This window comes from Microbacterium sp. NPDC079356, assembly GCF_049545465.1.
Classification (GTDB): Bacteria; Actinomycetota; Actinomycetes; order Actinomycetales; family Microbacteriaceae; genus Microbacterium; species Microbacterium gawkjiense.
The window spans coordinates 25,866-45,540 of the sequence record NZ_JBMWDN010000003.1; the positions used below are offsets into that span (position 1 = coordinate 25,866).

Sequence of the window (19,675 nt, forward strand, 5' to 3'; positions counted from 1 at the left end):
CGCGGCGCGCCGTCCGCCGGCGCGCTCCCCGCCGCCTCGGCATCCCTCTTCTTCTCGAAAGCGATCATGACTGCCACCCTGCCCACTCCTCCCCCCTCTCCCCCTCGACCCGCGCGACGTCCCGGCTGGTTCGGTGCACTGCTCGTGCGCCTGCACTTCTACGCCGGCATCCTCGTCGGACCGTTCATCCTCGTCGCCGCGCTCAGCGGCGCGCTCTACGCGATCGCCCCCACGATCGAGCAGGCCGTCTACGCGCGTCAGCTGCACGCGCCGGCAACCGACACGCAGCTGACCCTCGGCGAGCAGGTCGATATCGCCGAGGCGCACGTGGGCGACGCTGCGACGTTGTCGGCCGTCCGCCCCGCTCCCGAGCCGGGCGACACGACCCGCGTGATGTTCGCGCAGGACGGTCTCGGCGCAAGCGAGTCCCGCGCCGTGTTCATCGATCCCGGTACCGGCGAGATCCGCGGTGACGAGACCGTCTACGGCACGAGCGGATCGCTGCCGCTGCGCACCGCGATCAGCACATTCCACCGCAACCTCGGACTCGGCGAACCCGGGCGCCTCTACAGCGAGCTCGCCGCATCGTGGCTCGGCATCGTCGTCGTGGCCGGGGGGATCCTGTGGGTGATCCGCATCCGGACCGCGCGGACGAAGAAGGACTTCGTGCGCCCCTCGCGCAAGCTCACCGGGTACCGCCGCGTGTTCAGCTGGCACACGTCGGTCGGGATCTGGGTCGCGCTCGGCGCCGTGTTCCTGTCGGCGACGGGCATCACCTGGTCGACCTATGGCGGGCAGAACGTCACCGACGTGCGCGCCGCACTCGACTGGGGCACCCCCGCGGTCTCGACGAGTCTCGGCGGAGCCTCCGGCGCGGGAGACGAGCACGCCGGGCACGGCGCGGCATCCGCTGCTCTCTCCGTCGACCCGCGGACCTTCGACGACGTGCTCGCGGCGGCGCAGCGCGTCAACATCGACACCGGACTCGTGCAGATCACGCCGCCGACCGCGCCCGATCAAGCGTGGAAGGTGCAGGAGATCGACCGCGGCTTCCCCGGGCACCTCGACGCCATCGCGATCGACGGTGACGCTGCAGCCGGTCGACCGGGTCGACTTCGCCGACTTCTCCCTGCCGGCCAAGCTCGCCTCATGGGGTGTGTCGATTCACATGGGCACGATGTTCGGCCTCGCCAACCAGATCGTCATGCTGCTGCTGGCCGTCGGCATCGCCGGCATGGTCGCGCTCGGCTACGTCATGTGGGTGAAGCGCCGCCCGATCAAGACCGCGCGGGTCGGGATGCCGCCCCGCCGCGGTGTGCTCGACGGTGCCCCCTGGTGGGGTGTCACCGCCGTCGTCGTCGGTGGGGTGCTCCTCGGCCTCGCGCTGCCCCTCGTCGGCTGGACGCTCGCAGCCTTCGTCGTGATCGACGTCGCGGTCGACGCGGCGCAGCGGCGGCGCGCGGCGACTCGCTGAGCTGCGCCGGGTTGCCCTCCCCCTCGCCGAAGCGCACCGGGCTGCCCTCCTCCTCGCCGAAGCGCACCGCGCTGCCCTCCTCGTCGCCGAGTCACCACCCCGCTGCCGAATCACCACTCGACTGTGCGCCATCGTGTGGTGATTCGGCACGCGGGTGGTGATTCGGCGGCGGAAGCCCGGACCGCCGGGGCCCTCGCGCGCACGCGCGCCTCGCGGCCGGGTCAGACGGCGAGCGCGGCGCGCGCCCGGGCCTCCCAGGCCTGGGTGGCCATCTGCACGGCGTCCCACGGCGACCCGAGCGGCGGCGTGTAGGACAGGTCGAGCTCGCTCATCGCCGCGACGCTCATCCCGTGATGCAGCGCGGTCGCGTACGTGTCGACGCGCTTGGAGATCTCGGCTCCGCGCGTCCCGACCAGCTGCGCACCGAGCAGGCGACCGTCGCGCTCGTCGCCGGTGATCCGCATGCTGATGGGCGTGGCGCCGGGGTAGTACCGCTTGTGATCGTCCGCGACGGCGGTGTGGCTGAGCGGCCGATACCCTGCGACGGACGCCTCGGCATCCCGCAGTCCCGTCCGTGCCGCGACGAGGTCGAACACCTTCACGACCTGGGTGCCGAGGCTGCCCGCGAACCTCGCGTCACCGCCGATCGCGTTCTCGCCCGCGACGCGCCCCTGTTTGTGCGAGGTGGTTCCGAGCGGAAGGTAGGTCACGCCGAGCAGCCGGTGGTGCGTCACGACCCCGTCGCCGGCCGCCCAGACGTGCGGCAGGCCGGTCCGCATCCGCTCGTCGACGACGACCGCGCCGCCCGCACCGGTCGTCGCACCCGCATTCGTCAGCAGGTCGGTGTTCGGCCGGACCCCCACGACCACGAGCACGAGGTCGGCGGCGTGGCTCACCGGCGCGCCGTGCCGCGAGCCGGTCACCGAGAGGCGCGTCCCGTCCCGGTGCACGGCCTCGATGCGCGTGTCGGTGTGCACGTCGACGCCGTGGCGCGTCAGCTCGTCGCGCACGAGGGCACCGAGTTCAGGGTCGAGCGTCGAGAGCACCTCGGGCCCGCGCTGCAGCTGGGTGACCCTCAGCCCTCGGGCGGTCAACGCCTCGGCCATCTCGAGCCCGACGTAGCCCGCGCCGACGATCATCGCCGACTCGGGCTCGTGCTCGTCGAGGTAGCGCTCGAGAGCGAACGTGTCGCCCATGGAGTGGAGCAGGTGCACCCCGTCCTCCGGCCCGAGCTCCTCGAGCCCGGCGATACCTGCCGTCGACGGCGAGGCCCCCGTCCCCACCATGAGGGCGTCGTACGGGATCGCGGACTCGGTGCCGTCGGCATCGCGCACCGTGAGCCGGCGCCCGTCGACGTCGATCGCGGTGGCGAGAGTGTCGAGCCGCAGGTTCATGCCCGTGGCCTCGAGGTCGGCGTGGGTGCGGTGCGCGAGGGACTGCCACGGCTGCACCTCCCTCGAGAAGTAGTATGGGATGCCGCAGATCGAGAAGTTCGGGTAGGCGTCGGCGACGACGACGGTCACCTCGACGGAGGGGTCGAGTTCGCGGGCGCGCAGCGCGGTGGAGATACCGGCGTCGCTTCCTCCGATGGCGACAAGGTGCATGGGATGCCTCTCAGGGGGTGGTCTCGGGTCGGGTGGGGACGACGACGTCGCCCGCGGCGTCACGGGCGGACAGGTAGAGCGCGAGCAGCAGGCCGACACCGACGGCGGCGCCGACCACCTGCGCGAGCACGAACGGAGCGACGGATGCCGGGGCGATCCCGGCGAACGTGTCGGTGAACATACGCGCCACGGTCACGGCGGGGTTGGCGAACGAGGTGGAGCTCGTGAACCAGTAGGCGGCGCCGATGTAGGCGCCGACGGCCGCCGCCATCACCGCAGGGGTCGACGTCCGCGCGAGCGCGAAGATGAGCAGCACGAGTCCGGCCGTGGCGACCACCTCCGCCACGAGATGCCCACCCGTGGCCCGCTCGTTGCCCGAGAAGGCGGGAGCGGCATCGAACATGACGCTCGCGAGGAGCGTGCCGCCGACGCCACCGGTGATCTGCGCCGCCACGTAAGGCCCGGCCTCACGGAAGGGAAGCCCGGTGCGCGAGCGACGCCCGACGAACCAGTCGGCGAGGCTGACGACCGGGTTGAAATGCGCACCCGACACCGGACCGAGCATGAGGATCAGGACAGCGAGAGCCAGAGCGGTCGTGAGGCTGTTCTCGAGCAGCTGCAGGCCGACGTCGTCGGGCGAGAGACGCTGCGCCGCGACACCCGACCCGACGACGACGGCGACGAGCAGAGCGGTGCCGAGGAACTCCGCGAGGAGTCGTCGCGGCAGAGCGGGACGGCGGTGGAGCGATGAGGGGGCTTCCATGACGTCCTCATCTTGACCGAGATGGATGATTCAGTCAATATTGAGTCAATGAACGCTGAGCAAGATTTGGTGCACCGGGCGGCTCGCCACGCCGCGCTGGGAGACCCGTCGCGCCTGCGCATCGTCGATCTGCTGACGCTGAGCGATCTGTCGCCGACCGAGATCGCCGTCGCGCTAGGGATGCCGTCCAACCTCGTGGCGCACCACCTGCGCACGCTCGAGTCGGTCGGGATGGTGACGCGCTCACGCTCGGAGGGCGACCGCCGCCGCAATTACGTCCGGCTGACCGAGACGGCACTTGCCGACCTGACGCCCGGACGCACCGCTCGCGCGCGCAGAGTCGTGTTCGTGTGCACCGCGAACTCGGCCCGCTCGCAGCTCGCCGCGGCCATCTGGACGGCGCGCAGCAGCATCCCGGCGGCGTCCGGCGGCACGCATCCTGCCGAGCACATCGCTCCCGGGGCGGTGTCGGCCGCCGAGCGGCACGACCTCCCGCTGGGAGACGCTCCCCCGCAGGCCCTCGACGCCGTCCTCGGGGACTCGGACTTCGTCATCACCGTGTGCGACAACGCGCACGAAGAGCTCCAGGTCCCGGGCGACCTCCACTGGTCCATCCCCGACCCCGTGCGCATCGGGACGGACGACGCCTTCGACCACGCCTACGACGAACTCGAGCGGCGCATCGCCGAACTCGCCCCCCGGCTCGCCGCGAGCTGACCCGACCCGAAAGACACCATGAGCGACACCCGCATCCCCACCGTCCTGTTCATCTGCCAGCACAACGCCGGACGATCCCAGCTCGGCGCCGCCCTCCTCGAGACACTCGCCGACGACAGGTTCGCTGCGACCTCGGCGGGACTCTCCCCCGCCGACGAAGTGAACGACGCCGTCGCCGCCTCGCTCGCCGAAATCGGCGTCGACATCTCGGCGCGCGTGCCGCGGTCGGTCACACCCACCGACCTCGACGAGGCCGACGTCGTCGTCCTCATGAAGCCCGGCCTGACGCTGCCGGCCGATCCGCGGGGAGAAGTCCTGGAGTGGTCCTTCCCGAATCCCGAGTCGTGGGACGTCGACGCGGTCCGCCCGCTCCGCGAGGCGGTGGCGGAGCGAATCCGGGCCGAGCTGCTGTCCCGCTAGCCCCCTCGCCGAGTCACCACTCGCGCGCCGAATCACCCCCCGAATCCGCGCCTTCGGGTGGTGTCTCGGCACGCGGATGGTGATTCGGCGGATGCGCGACGCGCGCGTTGGGCGGGCGATGCGCGCGACGCGCGCGTTGGGCGGGCGATGCGCGCGACGCGCGCGTTGGGCGGGCGATGCGCGCGACGCGCGTGTTGGGCGGGCGATGCGCGCGACGCGCGCGTTGGGCGGGCGATGCGCGCGACGCGCGTGTTGGGCGGCCGCCGCGTGAGGCGCGGGGTGCGGCGCCGGTCACCGGAAGTCCCGCGACCGGTGCTGCACCCCGACCCGCAGATCCTCGAACGCGTCGGCCACGAGGTTCGTCACGCCCTCGGGTGAACGCTCGAGCATGCCGCGCGCGATGAGGGCGGGACTGTCGCGCAGGATGCGGCGGTACCTGTTCCACACCCCGACCGAGCAGATCACGTTCATGACGCCGTGCTCGTCCTCGAGGTTCAGGAAGGTGATGCCGGATGCCGTCGCCGGCCGCTGCCGGTGCGTCACCAGACCCGCGACCTCGATGCGCCGCCCGACCTCGTGCTCGCGCATGCCGCGTGAGGTGATCACCCCGCGCGCGTCGAGTTGCGACCGGTAGTGCGTGAGCGGGTGGTCATCGGCCGACACCCCCGTCGCCCAGAGGTCCGCGGCGAGCACGTCGTAGCTCGACTGGTCGGGGAACAGCGGCGGCTGCACCGACACGAGTGACCCCTCGAGGAACTCCTGTCGGTCCTGCGCGGCATCCCCCGCCAACCAGATGCCCTCGCGCCGCGTGATCCCGAGGCTTTCGAACGCGCCCGCCGTCGCGAGCGCCTCGAGCTGCGCCGCCGTCGCGCCGGTGCGACGCACAAGGTCGCGCAGGTCCCGGTACGGACCGGATGCCTCGCGCTCCGCGACGATCTTCGTCGCCAACGGCACGCCGATGCCCGTGATCGAGGCGAGCCCCAGCCGCACCGCGAAGTTGCCGTCCCGCCGATGCGCCGCCGATTCGTCCGGCAGCGACCGGTCGAACTCCGGCACCGGCGGCTGGATGCGGTCGGTGCACGAGTCCCGGCCCGTCGGCGGGCGGCGGTGCTCGGCATCCCGCCCTTCGGAATCCCTGCCCTTGAAATCCCGGCCTTCGAGCGGAGATCTGCGCTCCCGAGGAGGAATCCCGCTCGAAACGTCCTCGTGACGGCCGACCTCCGCGGCACGGCCGACCTCCGCGGCACGGCCGATCTCCGTGGCAAGGCCGATCCCCGCGCGACGGCCGACCTCCGTTCCAGCCCCGCCCCCGTCCACCGGCTCGAGCCCCGCGTCCACTCCCGACGCGTGCAGGTCCGGGCGGCGCACCTCCACCCCGTGCCGGCGGGCGTCGGCGGTGAGGGTCGCGGGCGAGTAGAAACCCATCGGCTGCGCGCGCAGGAGTGCGGCGAGGAACGCCGCCGGATAGTGCAGCTTCAGCCACGACGACGCGTACACGAGCAGCCCGAACGACAGCGAGTGGCTCTCGGCGAACCCGAAGTTCGCGAACGCCTGGATCTTCACGTAGATGTCGTCGGCGGCCTTGCCGGTCAGGCCGTTGCGCGCCATCCCCTCGTACAGCTTCTTCTTCAGCGAGTCGATCCGCTCGATCCCGCGCTTCGACCCCATCGCCCGGCGCAGCAGGTCGGCATCCTCCCCCGACAGATCCCCCACGGCCATGCCGATCTGCATGAGCTGCTCCTGGAACACCGGGATGCCGAGCGTTCGCTCGAGCACCGGCTTCAGCTTCGGGTGCGCGTAGGTGATCTTCTCGTCGCCGAGCTTGCGCCGCACGAACGGGTGCACCGCGCCGCCCTGGATCGGTCCCGGACGGATGAGCGCGATCTCGACCACGAGGTCGTAGAACTTCCGCGGCTGCAGGCGGGGCAACAGCCCCATCTGCGCGCGGGACTCGACCTGGAACACGCCGATCGAGTCGGCGCGGCACAGCATGTCGTAGACCGCGGCCTCCTCCTTGGGCATCGTGTCGAGCGACCAGGTCTCCCCCGTCGCCGCCTGGATCATGTCGAAGCAGTACTGCAGGGCGGCGAGCATCCCGAGCCCCAGCAGGTCGAACTTCACGAGCCCCATCCACGCCGCGTCGTCCTTGTCCCACTGGATGACGGTGCGGTTCTCCATGCGCGCGTGCTCGATCGGCACGACCTCACCGACCGGACGGTCCGTCAGGACCATGCCGCCGGAGTGGATGCCGAGATGCCGCGGCGCCTTCAACAGTTCCCCCGCGTAGGCGACCACCCGCTCCGGGATGTCGTGATCGGGCGGGGTGTCGAGCACCGCCCCCCAGCGCTCGACCTGCTTCGACCAGGCATCCTGCTGCCCCGGCGAATGCCCCAGCGCCTTCGCCATGTCGCGGACCGCGTTCTTCGGCCGGTACTGGATGACGTTCGCGACCTGCGCCGCCCGCTCGCGTCCGTAGGTCTCGTAGACCCACTGGATGATCTCCTCGCGCCGATCCGAGTCGAAGTCGACGTCGATGTCGGGCTCCTCGTCGCGCAGCGCCGACAGGAACCGTTCGAACGGCAGATCGTAGAAGATCGAGTCGATCGCCGTGATGTCGAGCAGGTAGCAGACGGCACTGTTCGCGGCGGACCCCCGTCCTTGACACAGGATGCCGCGACGCCGCGCCTCCTGCACAATGCCGTGCACGATGAGGAAGTACCCCGGGAAGTCCTTCTGCTCGATGACGCCGAGTTCCTTCTCGATGCGCGCGCGGTTCGCATCGGTGGCATCCGGGTACTTGCGGGGAACCGCCTCCCACACGAGGTGCCGCAGCCACGTCATCGGCGTGTGCCCCTCGGGGACCTGCATCTTCGGCAGCGCCGGCTTCGCGCGGCGCAGCGGGAACGCGAGCTCGTCGGCGAGCACGACGGTGCGCTCGACCGCCCCCGGATACCGCCGGAACCGCCGCGCCATCTCGGCCCCCGACCGCAGGTGGGCACTTGCATGCGAGGGCAGCCACCCGTCGAGCTCGTCGAGCCCGCGGTTCGCCCGCACCGCCGCGACCGCCGCCGCCAGGTGCACTTTCTCGGGCACGGCGTAGTGCACGTTGTTCGTCGCGACGACGGGCAGCCCGCGCTCGGCGGCGAGGGCGGCGAGCACGTCGTTGTCGCGCGAGTCCGTCGGCGCGCCCTGGTCGATGAGCTCGACATCGACCCGCTCGGGCCCGAACAGGTCGACGAGTCGGTCGAGCTCGTACGCCGCGGCGGCCGGGCCGTCGGCGGCGAGCGCCTGCCGGACGGCGCCCTTGCGGCATCCGGTCAACACCTGCCAGTGCCCGCCGGCCCGGTCGGCGAGGTCGTGCAGGTCGTACACCGGACGCCCCTTCTCACCTCCCGACAGCTGCGCGTGCGTGATGGCGGCGGCGAGCCGGTGGTAGCCCTCCTCGCCCCGAGCGAGCACCAGCAGGTGCGTGCCGTGCGGATCGGGCTCGCCGTTCTGCGGACCGGGCAGCCCCAGCGACAGCTCGGCACCGAACACGGTCTGCAGCTGCAGGTGCTCGGCCGCTTCAGCGAACCGGACGATGCCGTAGAACCCGTCGTGGTCGGTGATCGCGAGGGCGTGCAGGCCGAGCCGTTCCGCCTCCTCGACGAGGTCCTCGGGTGAGGACGCCCCGTCGAGGAACGAGAACGACGAATGCGCGTGCAACTCGGCGTACGGCACGGCATTGCGCGGGCGCTCGATCTCGGGCGCACGGTACTTGCCGCGCTTGTGCGACCACGCCGGACTGTCGCCGCCGTCGGTGCCCGCCGGCGCGCCCTCGGGCCGGCGCCGGTCGCTGAGGATCCGCTCCATCTCCGACCACGAGACCGACGGGTTGTTGCCCCAGCCCATCAGTCGTACCTGCCCTCGGCGTGCCAGACACCCTCTTCGCACACGAGCAGCCAGGCCGTCTGCGCCTCGTCGACGACCTGGAACCGATGCGCGCGACGGGCGCGTGCGGCATCCCACCCCCGCTCCATGACGGGCCACGGTCCCGCCCACGACGAGATGCGACGCGGATGCCGGGGCCTGCGCGCCCCCGACGCGTCCGGCGCTCCCGGGAGGATCAGTGCGACCGGTTCGGCCGTCAGCTCGCCGCGGCCGTCGACGGCGACCATGTCGTCGTCGCGGTCGATGACGGCGACCGGCACCGGCTCGAGGAACACGGTCGCCGGCAGCGGATCGGGCAGGCTGCCCGGCCACGGCCGCGCCCGCTCGGCGATGACGGCGCGGTCGCCCCACGGCACGAGCACCTGCCGCTCGGCGAGCCAGCGCCCACCGCCGACCTGCGGGGTGACCACCCCGGTGTGCCCGAGCATCGCCTGCACGCGCGAGAGCGCCGAGTGCACGCGCTCCTCCGGCCCCGAGCCGAACAGCCCCTTCACATGATGGGATGCCGCGTCCACCTTCTCGGGCGCGATCCGCACCTTCGCGACGGCGCTCTTGAGACCGCGCTCGGCGAGCTGCCAGCGCACCCGGTCGACGACGGCCGCCGCATCGAACGCCCCCGGATGCAGCCACACCCGCTCGCTGTGATCGCCGCGGTCGCCCGTCAGCGCGACCCTCAGCTCGGTGCAGACGAGGTCGACGGCGCCGAGTCCCGAGATGAACTGTTCCGCGGCGAGCCGGATGCCGAACGCGACCTGGTCGGCGATCTCGAGCGGCGGCTCGAAGCTCACCTCGCGCTCGAGCTCGGGCGGCGGCGTGCGCGGTTGCACGGGCTGCGAGTCGAGCCCCGACGCGAGCGCGTGCAGCCGCGCCCCACGGGGACCGAGCCGTTCGACGAGCCGTTGCGGCGGCAGCGCGGCGAGTTGACCGAGGGTGTGGATGCCGAGACGCGCGAACAGGCTCGCGATGCCCTCGTCCTCGAGCGCCGACACCGGCAGCGGCGAGAGGAACGCGGCCGCCGCCCCCGGCGGCACGATCCGCAGCGGCGCGTCGGCGCCGGTCGCCCGCGCCGCCTGCTCCGCCGTGAACGGACCGTCGCCCACCCCCGCCCGCACGTCGAGCACGCCGAGCTCGGCGAGTGCGCCGGTGAGGGCCGTCGCCGCGCCCGCCTCGCCGCCGTAGAAGCGGGCCGGACCCTTCACCCGCAGCGCGCACAGCCCCGGCTCGCGCAACTGCACACCCGGGGCGATCTCCTCGAGCCGCGCGATGAGCGGGGCGAACGTGCGATGGTCGCGCGCCTCGTCGGCGTCGACGACCTGCAGCTGCGGGCACCGCGCCTGCGCGTCGCGGCGCCGCATCCCCCGCCGCACCCCGTCGCCGCGAGCAGCGGGCGACGTCGCCGCGACCGTGCCTTTGGCGAAGACGGCGATCGGCTGCGCGGCGTCGGCGAGGCCCTCGCGGGCGAGCGCGACGACCGGCCAGTCCGGCACCCACACGACGAGGCTGCGGACCGGCTCGGTGCCGGTGTCGACGAGCGCGGGATCCATCAGCTCACCGCCCGCATCGGCAGGTCGACCACGGGGGCGACGGGCTGCGCGCGCACCGCGATCGCGCCGTCGGGGGCGGGCAGCAGCATCCGCGACGACCGCGGCACCGGAAAGCGCCGGCTCGTCACCGTGACGGTCAGCTCCCGATCCGACAGCACGCCGTACCCGTCGCCGAGCCCCGACCACCGGGCATCCGTCACGTCGATCATCGCCTCGGTCTGCGGCCACGGCCCCTGCACGAGCAGCACGACCCCCCGCTCGCGCATGCGGGCCGCGAGACGTGAGATCTCGGCATCCTTCGCTCTGCTCGGCGGCCGCACTGCGACGACCGGCAGCACGTCCGCGATCGTCGCCGTCACCGCGAGCCAGCGCGGCCCCGGCTCGGGGATCAGCACGAGGTGCGAGAGGTCGACCCCCGCTTTCTCCGCGGCCTCGGCGCCGAACCCCGGCATCCCGACGACTCCGCACCAGCTGCCGGTCTGCGACGGCTGCGCCAGCAGACCGAACAGCAGCGACATCGATCCGCCGATCGCATACGACGAACCGGGGCGCAGTCCCCCGCCCGGCAGCAGCTCGGCCAGGGCAGGATGGGTGGGAAGGGGCGGTGCATCGAGCTTGCGCCCCTGGATCGCGGCCATCTGCGCACGCAGCCGCTGCACCTCTTGGGCAGTGGCGGTGTTTCGCACGATGGATCTCACCTCGACATGGTAGAAGCTTTGTTCGAGTGACTCAAGCGGTCGAGTTCGAAGATACGCACGGCCACGGACATCGCTCCTACCCCCGCATCGAGACGGCATGACGCGCGCGAAACACGCTCCCGTTTCGAGCGCGTCATGCAGTCTCGACGGATGACGCGGTTCAGCCCACGGCCTCACCCCGACCGGCGTCGAGAACGCTCTGCCATGCCTCGGCGTGCGCACCAACGCCCGTCGCATCCGTCGCCATCGAACCCAGGCCCGGGGCGAGCCGCCCGATGAGGCCCGGTCCCACGCGACCGGGGCCGAGCGCGCTGAGGTGGGCCCCCATACCCGCAGTGTCGAAGACCGGGGTGTACGGCGTCCGTGACGGAGCCCCCTTCATCGGCGTGAAGAGTCGGACGCTCTTGTGGGAGTAGAACACGCACGCGTCGATGCTGAGGTCCTCACCGGTCCTGGCTTCGATGAGCCGGCGCAGAGCGAAGGCCTGTCTTCGGACCTGCGCGCGCGGAGCCACGGTGTGCTTCTCCGAGCTACCGCTCGGGTCCGGATGCCGCGTGATCAAGAGCCCTGTTCCCTGTTCCGGACGCCGCACGTGGATGGCGAACTCCCCGTCCGAACCGGCGTCGATGAGCGCGCCGAACGCCGCGTGCACGGACGATGGAGCCACCCCGTCGAACACGACGCCCTTCCAGTTCTTCGCCTCGATCACCATCACGCGATCATCCAGGAGCAGCACGTGATCGAGCTGTGTCACGTATCTCTGCTGGCCACGCCCGCCTGTCGTGAAGACGACCCCTGAGAACAACACGCCGTCCAGGCCGTGCTGCGACAGCAACCCCAGGAGCGTCGCCCGACTCCCCACCTCCCACTTGAGGGATGCCGTGTACGCCTGGTGATAGCGAGCGACGAGAGCCTCGACTTCCTCCCTCTCCCGTCGCTCCACCGCGACCTCGGCGAGATGGGCCGATGTGGCCTCATGTACGACATGTTGCAGGTGCATCTCCCACTGCTGGCGCTCGCGTGCGGCAGCATCCGCGAGAGCAGTCAGCCGACGCGTGTGCCGCCGATGCGAGACCACTACCCAGCCGACCAAACCCACGACGAGAGCTCCCAGAACCACAGGCAGCACTACCGTCGTCGTGTCCATGATGCTCCCGCGGGCCGTGGTGTCGGTCGAACCTCACGCTACGCGAGCGCTCCGACACGCGAGCCCACTCCCCACACCCCCGCTCGTCACCGCGGAACGCCCCCCCCCGCATCGAGACGGCATGACGCGCGCGAAACACGCTCCCGTTTCGGGCGCGTCATGCAGTCTCGACGGATGCCGCACCACGGCACGCCCACCACGCGCACCGCGCGCGCCGGCCCCCGCGTTACGCGGCGAGCGCCAGGTACGGCTCCCACGCGGGGTCGGTGCGCTCCGTGCCGCGCACGCGCCAGCCGGCGCCGCGCGGCGCGGACGGGGTCCAGCGCAGCTCCCAGTGCATCTCCTGGGGAGTCCGGTCGCCCTTCACGTTGTTGCACCGCAGGCACGCGGCGACGAGGTTCTCCCACGAGTCCGCTCCCCCGCGCGACCGCGGCAGCACGTGGTCGATCGTCGTCGCACTCCTGCCGCAGTAGGCGCACCGGTTGCCGTCGCGCCGCAGCACCCCGCGGCGCGTGACGGGCACGCGACGCCCGGCGGGGATCCGCACGTAGCGGGTCAGCACGATGACGGCGGGGCGGTCGTACACGTCGCGGGTCCCCCAGACGGGATCCTCCTCGACGCGCTCGATGATGGTGGCCTTCTCCGTCATGACGAGCACGAGCGCTCGTTTGAAGGAGACGACGGCCAGGGGTTCGTAACCTGCGTTCAGCACCAGGGTGCGCATGGGGTGTCCTCTCGAACTGCCGTGACGGCTTCAGCGGCCTTCCGTTGTGTCGACGCGGCACGGGTCGAGAGGGGTGCGGGCACGAAAAAAGGCGCTGTCATGATGACAGCGCCTTCATCGCACGACCGACGTCGTGGCAATCGTGCACACGATGCCGCAGCACATGCCGACCTAGCGCATTCCGGTTGCGAATGCGGGGTTGGATGTCCATGCGGCTCCCCTCGGCTCGAACGAGCGTCGGGGTCAGGGTAATACACCCAGGGATACCCGAGGGCGAACAGCAGACGAACGGATGCCGTGTGTCGTCAGCCCGCGTTGGCCTGCAGCCAGGACTCGGCGTTCGTGTATCCGCCGTTCACGCGGATCTCGAGGTGCACTTGGGTGCCGTTGGCGCGGCCGGTGTCGCCGACCTGACCGATCAGCTGCCCGGCCGAGACCTTCTCACCGACCGAGACGCGACGCGTGCCCCAGTCCATGTGCGAGTAGAGCGAGGTGACGCTCGTGCCGCCGATGTTGTGGGCGATCTTCACGTACACACCCCACCCCGGTCCGGACTCGGACGAGGCGACCACGGTGCCGTCGGCGACCGAGTAGATCGGCTCGCCGCGACCGACCATGTAGTCGGTTCCCTTGTGACCGGCGTACGGACGGCCGAAGTTGTTGAAGTTAGCGAGCGGGCGACGTACGGTGCCCGATCCCGGAGCGACGAGCGGCACCGAGGACGAGAAGCTCGACGACCGCGAGCTGGAGCTCGACGCGCTGGATGCCGCGGCGAGGCGCGCGGCGAGAGCAGCCTTGGCCGCCTCTTCCGCTGCCTTCTTCGCCTTGGCGGCCGCGATCTCCTCGGGCGTCGTGGCGGAGTAGCCGCCGCGCTCGAGCGTCTCGGGGCTGCCCTCCGAGGCGACGACGAGCGACTGCGCGTCGTCGGCGGAGATCTGCTGCAGCGTGCGCGCCTCGGCGACGTCACCGCGGTCGGCCGCCGCGAAGGCGGGGATGGCCACGGTGGCGACCATGCCGGCGACGGCGGCGACGGTCACGAAGCTGCGGACGGGGTGCGGGCGGGTGGCGGTCGAACGGGTCGCGGGCGCTTTCGCGGCGACGCGGCGGCTCAGACGACCTTTGCGGGGGGCCGTCGACGCCTCAGAAATCTCGTTCGACGGGTGGAACTCTTCAGCCAAGCTGTCCTCCGGCGCCTCCGCATCCCTGCTGGCAGGATGCTGGCTCGTCGGCACTCAGTGTCGGGCACAGATGTACGGGGCACTTCGCGAATGACGAGCCAGAGAGGCAACTCGCGGAGCGGTCCGTGGCGGGCTTCTCGCCGATGGACTCTCCGAGGCTACCCGAAGGTAACGAATATGTCACGCTCCCGCCCCCGAACCGGGGGCCGGTGACGACGGCTCAGATCTCGCGGACGTCCACGAGGAAGATGTGGGAGGCGACCTCGACGGGCAGCTCGAGGGCCTCGTCGACACCGTCCATCTCGACGAGGACGTACCCCTCGTTGAAGCGGAAGGCGCCCGTGCGTCCGGGGACGACTCCCGCGTCCCGCAGCTGCGCGAGCAGTTCGGGATCGACCTGGATCGGCTCCGCCAAACGCCGCACGCTGCCGGTGATCGGGCCACCGGCATCCGTCAGTCGGCGGACCAGACCCACGACACCGCTGTCGAATGCGTTCGCCGGGACGTCGCCCAGCTGGTCGAGTCCCGGGATCGGGTTGCCGTACGGGGACTCGGTCGGGTGATCGAGCAGCTCGATGAGGCGACGCTCGACGAGCTCGCTCATGACGTGCTCCCAGCGGCACGCCTCTTCGTGGACGTAGGCCCAGTCGAGACCGATGACGTCCGAGAGCAGCCGCTCGGCGAGGCGGTGCTTGCGCATGACGTCGACGGCCTTCTGACGCCCCGGGTCGGTGAGCTCGAGCTTGCGATCCTCCGACACGACGACGAGACCGTCGCGTTCCATGCGCCCGATCGTCTGCGACACCGTCGGACCCGAGTGCCCAAGGCGCTCCGAGATGCGTGCGCGGAGCGGCGTGATGCCCTCCTCCTCGAGTTCGAGGATGGTGCGCAGATACATCTCGGTGGTGTCGATGAGGTCGGTCATCAGTGGCCTTTTCGCGCGGGAGACAGTGCGTTCCCAGCCTATCCGGCATCCGCTCACGGGGCGTCACGCGGCCGGGGCGCCGGGGGCTCTCGCCCTAGACTTCTCGGCATGGCGACTGTGACCCTGCCCCCCGAGTTCCTGCCCGTCGACGGACGCTTCGGCTGCGGCCCGTCCAAGGTCCGAGCCGAGCAGCTCGAGGCGCTCGTCACACAGGGAGCGTCGCTGTTCGGGACGTCGCACCGCCAGGCCCCCGTGAAGGACCTCGTCGGTCGCACCCGCTCCGGTCTCGCCGAGCTCCTCCGCCTGCCCGACGGCTACGAGATCATCCTCGGCAACGGCGGCTCGACCGCGTTCTGGGATGCCGCCGCCTTCGGCCTCATCGAGAAGCGCGCGCAGAACCTCGTGTTCGGCGAGTTCGGCGGCAAGTTCGCCGCGGCCGCGGCCGCCCCGTGGCTCGAGGCGCCCGACGTCCGCAAGGCCGAGCCCGGCACGAGCGTCGCCCCCGAGGCGGTCGAAGGCGTGGATGTCTACGCCTGGCCGCACAACGAGACGTCGACCGGCGTCGCGACCGCGATCACCCGCGTGCACGGCGACGCCGGCGCCCTGACGGTCGTCGACGCGACGAGCGCCGCCGGCGGCATCGACTTCGACGTCACCGAGACCGACGTCTACTACTTCGCGCCGCAGAAGAACCTCGGCTCCGACGGCGGCCTCTGGTACGCCGCGGTGTCGCCGGCCGCCATCGAGCGGATCGAGCGGGTCGCGGCATCCGGTCGGTACATCCCGGAGTTCCTGAGCCTCAAGAACGCGCTCGACAACTCGCGTCTGCAGCAGACCCTCAACACCCCCGCCATCGCGACGCTGCAGCTGCTCGACACGCAGCTGCAGTGGATCAACGGCAACGGCGGGCTCGCCTGGGCGGGTGCCCGCACCGCGGAGTCGTCGGGTGCGCTGTACGAGTGGGCGGATGCCGCCTCGGTCGCGACCCCGTTCGTCCAGAACCCCGCAGACCGCTCCCCCGTCGTCGTCACGATCGACTTCGACGACTCGGTGGATGCCGCCGCGATCGCGAAGAGCCTGCGCGCCAACGGCATCGTCGACACCGAGCCGTACCGCAAGCTCGGCCGCAACCAGTTGCGCGTCGCGACCTTCGTCTCGATCGAGCCGTCCGATGTGCGGACGCTCATCCAGGCGATCGACTACACGGTCGAGCACCTCGCCGACTGACCCGGCTGTACGACGGCGGCCCCGAGGAGCGATTCCCCGGGGCCGCCGTCGTCTGACAGTGGATGCCGCGCGTCAGTACTCGCGCAGCGACTCCCCCGACTCGTCGTCCTCGTCGTCCTCGTCGTCGTCCGACTCATCGTCGTCGTCCGACTCATCGTCGTCGTCGGCCGTCTGCTCGGCATCGGCGGCGGTGTCGTCGAGCTCGTCGATGTCGACGCCGTCGACGTCTCCGGCGTGCAGGATCGGCGACCCGTCGCTGTCGAAGTCGGCCGCATCGAGGTCGTCGGCGTCCTCCGCGTCGTCCTCGTCCTCATCGGAGGCGTTGTCGTCCTCGTCGTCCGCGGACTCGTCGTCCTCACCCGCCGCGGCCTGCGCCGCCTGGTACTCGGCCAGACGCTCGGCCCACGGCAGCCACTCGGGGGCGAGCAGCGCGCCGTCGCCGGGGAGCAGCTCGACCTCGAGCACTGTCGGCTCGGCGCCCTCGACGACCGCCACACTGACGGTCCAGAACCACCCGGGATAGCCGTCCATCCGGTTGGCGAACCGCAGCGAGACGACCCCGCCGTCCTCGACGACGTAGCCGGCGCCCTCGCCGATCGTCGACTCCGGAGTCACCTCGCGCAGCGCTGCGCGCGCGAGGTCGTGCGCGTGGAACAGCCGCTCGTCGACGACGATCGGCTCGTCCGGAACGGACTCCTGCTCCTCGACCGCCGCAGGCTCCGCCGCTTCGGGCTGCTCGGCCTCGGCGGGCTGCTCCGCCTCGGCAGGCTGCTCCGCCTCGGCGGCCTGCTCGACCTCGGCGGGCTGCTCGGTCTCGGCGGGCTGCTCAGGCATCGAGGTCATCGGCAACCTTGCGCAGGATCGCCGCGACCTTCTTGCCGTGCGACGTGCTCGGGTAGCGGCCATGACGCAGGTCGCCGCCGATGCCGTCCAGGAGCTTCACGAGGTCCTCGACGATCACGGCCATGTCGTCGGCCTTCGGACGGTTGCGCTTGCTGAGGCTGACGGGTGCGTCGAGCACACGGACGGCGAGCGCCTGCAGGCCGCGGCGGCCGTCGGCGACGCCGAACTCCAGGCGCGTGCCGGGCTTCATCGTGGTGGTCCCGGCGGGGAGCGCCGTCGCGTGCAGGAAGACGTCCTGACCGTCGTCGTCGGTGATGAAGCCGAACCCCTTCGCCTCGTCGTAGAACCTGACCTTGCCGGTGGGCATGTGTCGAAACCTCGCTGCTCGAGCCCGCGTGCGGGCATGGAAAAGTGGGACCGTCTCAGCCCCACCACCAGACTACGGCACCCCGGCGAGCCGCTACTCTGATCGGATGAGCACTCCGCCCTCGGCTGGCGATCTTCCCGTCCGTCGCATCGACCGCGTCCTGGCGTTCATGTCCCTCGGGCTGCTGGTGCTCTCGGTCGTCTGCTTCTTCTCGATCATCATCGCCTCCGGCCCGGGCGGCCTCGAGCAGGCCGACTTCGCGACCGGGTTCTGGCCCGTCGTGACGCTGATCGTCTATATCGCGCCGCCGATCGCCTTCGCGCTGCTGCTGACCCTGCTGATCATGACCTTCGTGCGACGGGGACGGGCCAACAAGGGTCGTTGACGTGACCGCATCCGACGCTCGTGCTCTCGCGACCCGCCTCGCGACACTCGATCCGGACGCCCTCGCCGCCCTCTTCGACGCCCGCCACGTCTCCCCCCGCACCTCCTGGACCGACTTCTTCGACGCCGCTGACGCCCTGCTCGATCCCGCGCAGCTGACCCGTGCACTGGCGGAGGTCTGCGACGTCGACGCCGCCGCCCTGCGCGCGGCCGTGCGAAACGGCGTGGCCGTCTCCCCCGCCGTCCGGGACGGCCTCGTGGCCCGCGCCCTCGTCGACGACGCCGGACGCCCCTATGAGGCGGTCGCGACGGCGCTCGGCTCGGCGACCCCCGTCACCGCCCCGACGGTCTTCGACGGCGGAGCGGAATCGGATGCCGCGAGTGCCGAGCGCGCCTTCGACGCCGTCGCCTCGCTCGCCGACATCCTGCACGCCGCCTCGCGCAGCCCGCTCGGACGCATCGGTTCGGGGGCGCTCAGCGCCAGCGACCGCCGCCGCCTCGTCGAAATCGGAGCCGCGCACACGTCGGAGGATGCCGACACCCTCGTCGCGATCGCGGCGCACGCGGGACTGCTGTCGGGCTCGGAGCGGACCTGGACGGTCTCCGACGCGGGGACGCGGTGGCTCGGCACGCGCACCCTCGAGCGCTGGCTCGACGTCGCCCAGCGCCTGCGCGACCGACTCCCCCGCGCGCTCCGCACCGCCGACGGCGGATGGCGTCCCGCCGCCGAGTGGCCCGGTGCTCATCCGTTCGACCCGGCGTGGCCCGATCGCGTCAGCCACCTCGCCGCCATGCTCACGCAGTGGGCCATGACCGCCCCCGACGGCACGCCGCCCACCTGGGCCGCGGGACTCGCCGCCGGAGCGGATGCCGACGCCGGCACCCTGCGCTCCCTCCTCCCCCACGAGGTCGACAAGGTCTACCTCCAGAACGACCTGACGGCGATCGCCCCCGGTCCGCTCGAGCCCCGACTCGACCAGCGCCTGCGGAGGACGGCGCGGCGCGAATCGCGCGCGCAGGCCGCGACGTACCGGTTCACGGCCGAGACGATCGGCGCCGCCTTCGCCGCCGGCGAGACCGCGGCATCCCTCACCGCCTTCCTCACCGACCTGTCGCTCACGGGCGTGCCGCAGCCGCTCGCCTACGAGATCGAGCGCGCCGCCGCGCGTTACGGCCGGCTGCGCGTCGGACCGGACTGGCAGGGGTACACGCGGGTCTCGGGCGATCCCGACCTCCTGGAGGCGATCAACGTCGACCAGGCGCTGCGTCCGCTCGGACTCGTGCTCGACGGCGACGACCTCGTCACACGCACGAGCCCCGAGACGACCTACTGGATGCTCGCGGACGCCCGCTATCCCGTGCTCGCCGTGGACGCCGACGGCGCGCCGCGCGCGCTCGGTCGGCACGAGGCGGTCGAGGACGCCGCACCCGAACCCCCGGCATCCGAGCGGTACCGCACCCTCATCGAGACGCTCCGGGCGAGTCTGTCGGACGACGCGGATGCCGCCTGGCTCGAACGCGAGCTCGACCAGGCCGTCCGCACCCGCGCGACGATCGAGATCACGGTGCGCATGCCGGACGGCTCCTCGCGCGACGTGACGCTCGAGGCGGCGGGACTCGGTGGCGGACGCCTGCGCGGCCGCGACCGCGCCGCCGACGTCGAGCGCACCCTGCCGTTGTCGAGCATCGTGAGCGTGCGCCCGGCCTGACCGGTCCCCGAAGCGTCGCAC

Annotated in this window: 16 protein-coding genes and 1 pseudogene; 6 read left to right on the forward strand and 11 right to left on the reverse strand. The window is 71.7% G+C overall.

What is annotated here, in order from left to right; translation table 11 throughout:
* Positions 1 to 186 precede the first annotated feature (186 nt).
* Positions 187 to 1,474: pseudogene (locus tag ACPEH0_RS08700) on the forward strand (PepSY-associated TM helix domain-containing protein).
* A gap of 221 nt (positions 1,475 to 1,695) precedes the next feature.
* Here ACPEH0_RS08700 and ACPEH0_RS08705 read toward each other — a convergent pair.
* Both ACPEH0_RS08705 and ACPEH0_RS08710 read right to left on the reverse strand, forming a co-directional pair.
* Positions 1,696 to 3,078 (reverse strand): FAD-dependent oxidoreductase, encoded by a 1,383-nt coding sequence (locus tag ACPEH0_RS08705; RefSeq protein ID WP_217532337.1) that lies wholly within the window; start codon positions 3,076 to 3,078, stop codon positions 1,696 to 1,698.
* Positions 3,079 to 3,088: 10 nt separating this feature from the next.
* Positions 3,089 to 3,841 carry an MIP/aquaporin family protein gene (locus ACPEH0_RS08710; protein WP_366214176.1) on the reverse strand — a complete coding sequence of 251 codons (753 nt, stop codon included), beginning with the start codon at positions 3,839 to 3,841 and terminating at the stop codon, positions 3,089 to 3,091.
* A 48-nt stretch (positions 3,842 to 3,889) separates the two neighbouring features.
* Between ACPEH0_RS08710 and ACPEH0_RS08715 the strand changes: the two genes are divergently transcribed.
* Both ACPEH0_RS08715 and ACPEH0_RS08720 read left to right on the forward strand, forming a co-directional pair.
* Positions 3,890 to 4,558 carry a helix-turn-helix domain-containing protein gene (locus ACPEH0_RS08715; RefSeq protein ID WP_217532335.1) on the forward strand — a complete coding sequence of 223 codons (669 nt, stop codon included), beginning with the start codon at positions 3,890 to 3,892 and terminating at the stop codon, positions 4,556 to 4,558.
* Positions 4,559 to 4,576: 18 nt separating this feature from the next.
* Entirely contained in the window at positions 4,577 to 4,978 is a 402-nt protein-coding gene (locus ACPEH0_RS08720; protein ID WP_217532333.1) for a low molecular weight phosphatase family protein, read from the forward strand.
* 291 nt (positions 4,979 to 5,269) lie between these two features.
* On the opposite strand, the gene ACPEH0_RS08725 is transcribed toward ACPEH0_RS08720, so the two are convergent.
* The 7 genes from ACPEH0_RS08725 to ACPEH0_RS08755 form a co-directional block, all read right to left on the reverse strand.
* Positions 5,270 to 8,869 carry an error-prone DNA polymerase gene (locus ACPEH0_RS08725; protein ID WP_366214175.1) on the reverse strand — a complete coding sequence of 1,200 codons (3,600 nt, stop codon included), beginning with the start codon at positions 8,867 to 8,869 and terminating at the stop codon, positions 5,270 to 5,272.
* Entirely contained in the window at positions 8,869 to 10,452 is a 1,584-nt protein-coding gene (locus tag ACPEH0_RS08730; protein WP_366214174.1) for a DNA polymerase Y family protein, read from the reverse strand. The genes ACPEH0_RS08725 and ACPEH0_RS08730 overlap by 1 nt, the downstream gene beginning before the upstream one ends.
* Positions 10,452 to 11,138 carry a hypothetical protein gene (locus ACPEH0_RS08735; RefSeq protein ID WP_359918294.1) on the reverse strand — a complete coding sequence of 229 codons (687 nt, stop codon included), beginning with the start codon at positions 11,136 to 11,138 and terminating at the stop codon, positions 10,452 to 10,454. Before ACPEH0_RS08735 ends, ACPEH0_RS08730 begins: the two co-directional genes overlap by 1 nt.
* Before the next feature lie 172 nt (positions 11,139 to 11,310).
* Entirely contained in the window at positions 11,311 to 12,297 is a 987-nt protein-coding gene (locus tag ACPEH0_RS08740) for a nuclease-related domain-containing protein (protein WP_217532326.1), read from the reverse strand.
* Positions 12,298 to 12,523: 226 nt separating this feature from the next.
* Positions 12,524 to 13,021: an HNH endonuclease gene (locus ACPEH0_RS08745; RefSeq protein ID WP_359917908.1), complete on the reverse strand. Its 498-nt coding sequence runs from the start codon at positions 13,019 to 13,021 to the stop codon at positions 12,524 to 12,526.
* Positions 13,022 to 13,326: 305 nt separating this feature from the next.
* Positions 13,327 to 14,199 carry a M23 family metallopeptidase gene (locus tag ACPEH0_RS08750; RefSeq protein WP_359917910.1) on the reverse strand — a complete coding sequence of 291 codons (873 nt, stop codon included), beginning with the start codon at positions 14,197 to 14,199 and terminating at the stop codon, positions 13,327 to 13,329.
* A gap of 220 nt (positions 14,200 to 14,419) precedes the next feature.
* Complete coding sequence (locus ACPEH0_RS08755) at positions 14,420 to 15,124, reverse strand: metal-dependent transcriptional regulator (RefSeq protein WP_064001538.1); 705 nt, start codon at positions 15,122 to 15,124, stop codon at positions 14,420 to 14,422.
* Between the two features lie 108 nt (positions 15,125 to 15,232).
* Between ACPEH0_RS08755 and serC the strand changes: the two genes are divergently transcribed.
* Positions 15,233 to 16,351, forward strand: coding sequence for a phosphoserine transaminase (gene serC / locus ACPEH0_RS08760; RefSeq protein WP_366214173.1), 1,119 nt, complete (start codon positions 15,233 to 15,235; stop codon positions 16,349 to 16,351).
* Positions 16,352 to 16,423: 72 nt separating this feature from the next.
* On the opposite strand, the gene ACPEH0_RS08765 is transcribed toward serC, so the two are convergent.
* Together ACPEH0_RS08765 and ACPEH0_RS08770 are read right to left on the reverse strand one after the other, a co-directional pair.
* The gene (locus tag ACPEH0_RS08765; protein ID WP_254632096.1) at positions 16,424 to 17,194 is read right to left on the reverse strand and encodes a DUF3027 domain-containing protein; all 771 of its coding nucleotides are present in this window, start codon (positions 17,192 to 17,194) and stop codon (positions 16,424 to 16,426) included.
* On the reverse strand, positions 17,178 to 17,561 hold the full coding sequence (locus ACPEH0_RS08770; RefSeq protein ID WP_064001536.1) for a cold-shock protein: 384 nt from the start codon (positions 17,559 to 17,561) through the stop codon (positions 17,178 to 17,180). Before ACPEH0_RS08770 ends, ACPEH0_RS08765 begins: the two co-directional genes overlap by 17 nt.
* Positions 17,562 to 17,667: 106 nt before the next feature.
* Between ACPEH0_RS08770 and ACPEH0_RS08775 the strand changes: the two genes are divergently transcribed.
* Together ACPEH0_RS08775 and ACPEH0_RS08780 are read left to right on the forward strand one after the other, a co-directional pair.
* Positions 17,668 to 17,946 (forward strand): multidrug ABC transporter ATPase, encoded by a 279-nt coding sequence (locus tag ACPEH0_RS08775; RefSeq protein WP_217531216.1) that lies wholly within the window; start codon positions 17,668 to 17,670, stop codon positions 17,944 to 17,946.
* 1 nt (position 17,947) lies between these two features.
* Positions 17,948 to 19,654 carry a helicase-associated domain-containing protein gene (locus tag ACPEH0_RS08780; RefSeq protein WP_217531215.1) on the forward strand — a complete coding sequence of 569 codons (1,707 nt, stop codon included), beginning with the start codon at positions 17,948 to 17,950 and terminating at the stop codon, positions 19,652 to 19,654.
* Positions 19,655 to 19,675: the final 21 nt, after the last annotated feature.

Excerpts from the sequence above, each read along its gene's own strand:
- ACPEH0_RS08705 (WP_217532337.1), bottom strand. The coding sequence starts at position 3,078 with ATGCACCTTGTCGCCATCGGAGGAAGCGACGCCGGTATCTCCACCGCG.
- ACPEH0_RS08710 (WP_366214176.1), bottom strand. The coding sequence starts at position 3,841 with ATGGAAGCCCCCTCATCGCTCCACCGCCGTCCCGCTCTGCCGCGACGA.
- ACPEH0_RS08715 (WP_217532335.1), top strand. The coding sequence starts at position 3,890 with ATGAACGCTGAGCAAGATTTGGTGCACCGGGCGGCTCGCCACGCCGCG.
- ACPEH0_RS08720 (WP_217532333.1), top strand. The coding sequence starts at position 4,577 with ATGAGCGACACCCGCATCCCCACCGTCCTGTTCATCTGCCAGCACAAC.
- ACPEH0_RS08725 (WP_366214175.1), bottom strand. The coding sequence starts at position 8,869 with ATGGGCTGGGGCAACAACCCGTCGGTCTCGTGGTCGGAGATGGAGCGG.
- ACPEH0_RS08730 (WP_366214174.1), bottom strand. The coding sequence starts at position 10,452 with ATGGATCCCGCGCTCGTCGACACCGGCACCGAGCCGGTCCGCAGCCTC.
- ACPEH0_RS08740 (WP_217532326.1), bottom strand. The coding sequence starts at position 12,297 with ATGGACACGACGACGGTAGTGCTGCCTGTGGTTCTGGGAGCTCTCGTC.
- ACPEH0_RS08745 (WP_359917908.1), bottom strand. The coding sequence starts at position 13,021 with ATGCGCACCCTGGTGCTGAACGCAGGTTACGAACCCCTGGCCGTCGTC.
- ACPEH0_RS08755 (WP_064001538.1), bottom strand. The coding sequence starts at position 15,124 with ATGACCGACCTCATCGACACCACCGAGATGTATCTGCGCACCATCCTC.
- serC (WP_366214173.1), top strand. The coding sequence starts at position 15,233 with ATGGCGACTGTGACCCTGCCCCCCGAGTTCCTGCCCGTCGACGGACGC.
- ACPEH0_RS08765 (WP_254632096.1), bottom strand. The coding sequence starts at position 17,194 with ATGACCTCGATGCCTGAGCAGCCCGCCGAGACCGAGCAGCCCGCCGAG.
- ACPEH0_RS08770 (WP_064001536.1), bottom strand. The coding sequence starts at position 17,561 with ATGCCCACCGGCAAGGTCAGGTTCTACGACGAGGCGAAGGGGTTCGGC.
- ACPEH0_RS08775 (WP_217531216.1), top strand. The coding sequence starts at position 17,668 with ATGAGCACTCCGCCCTCGGCTGGCGATCTTCCCGTCCGTCGCATCGAC.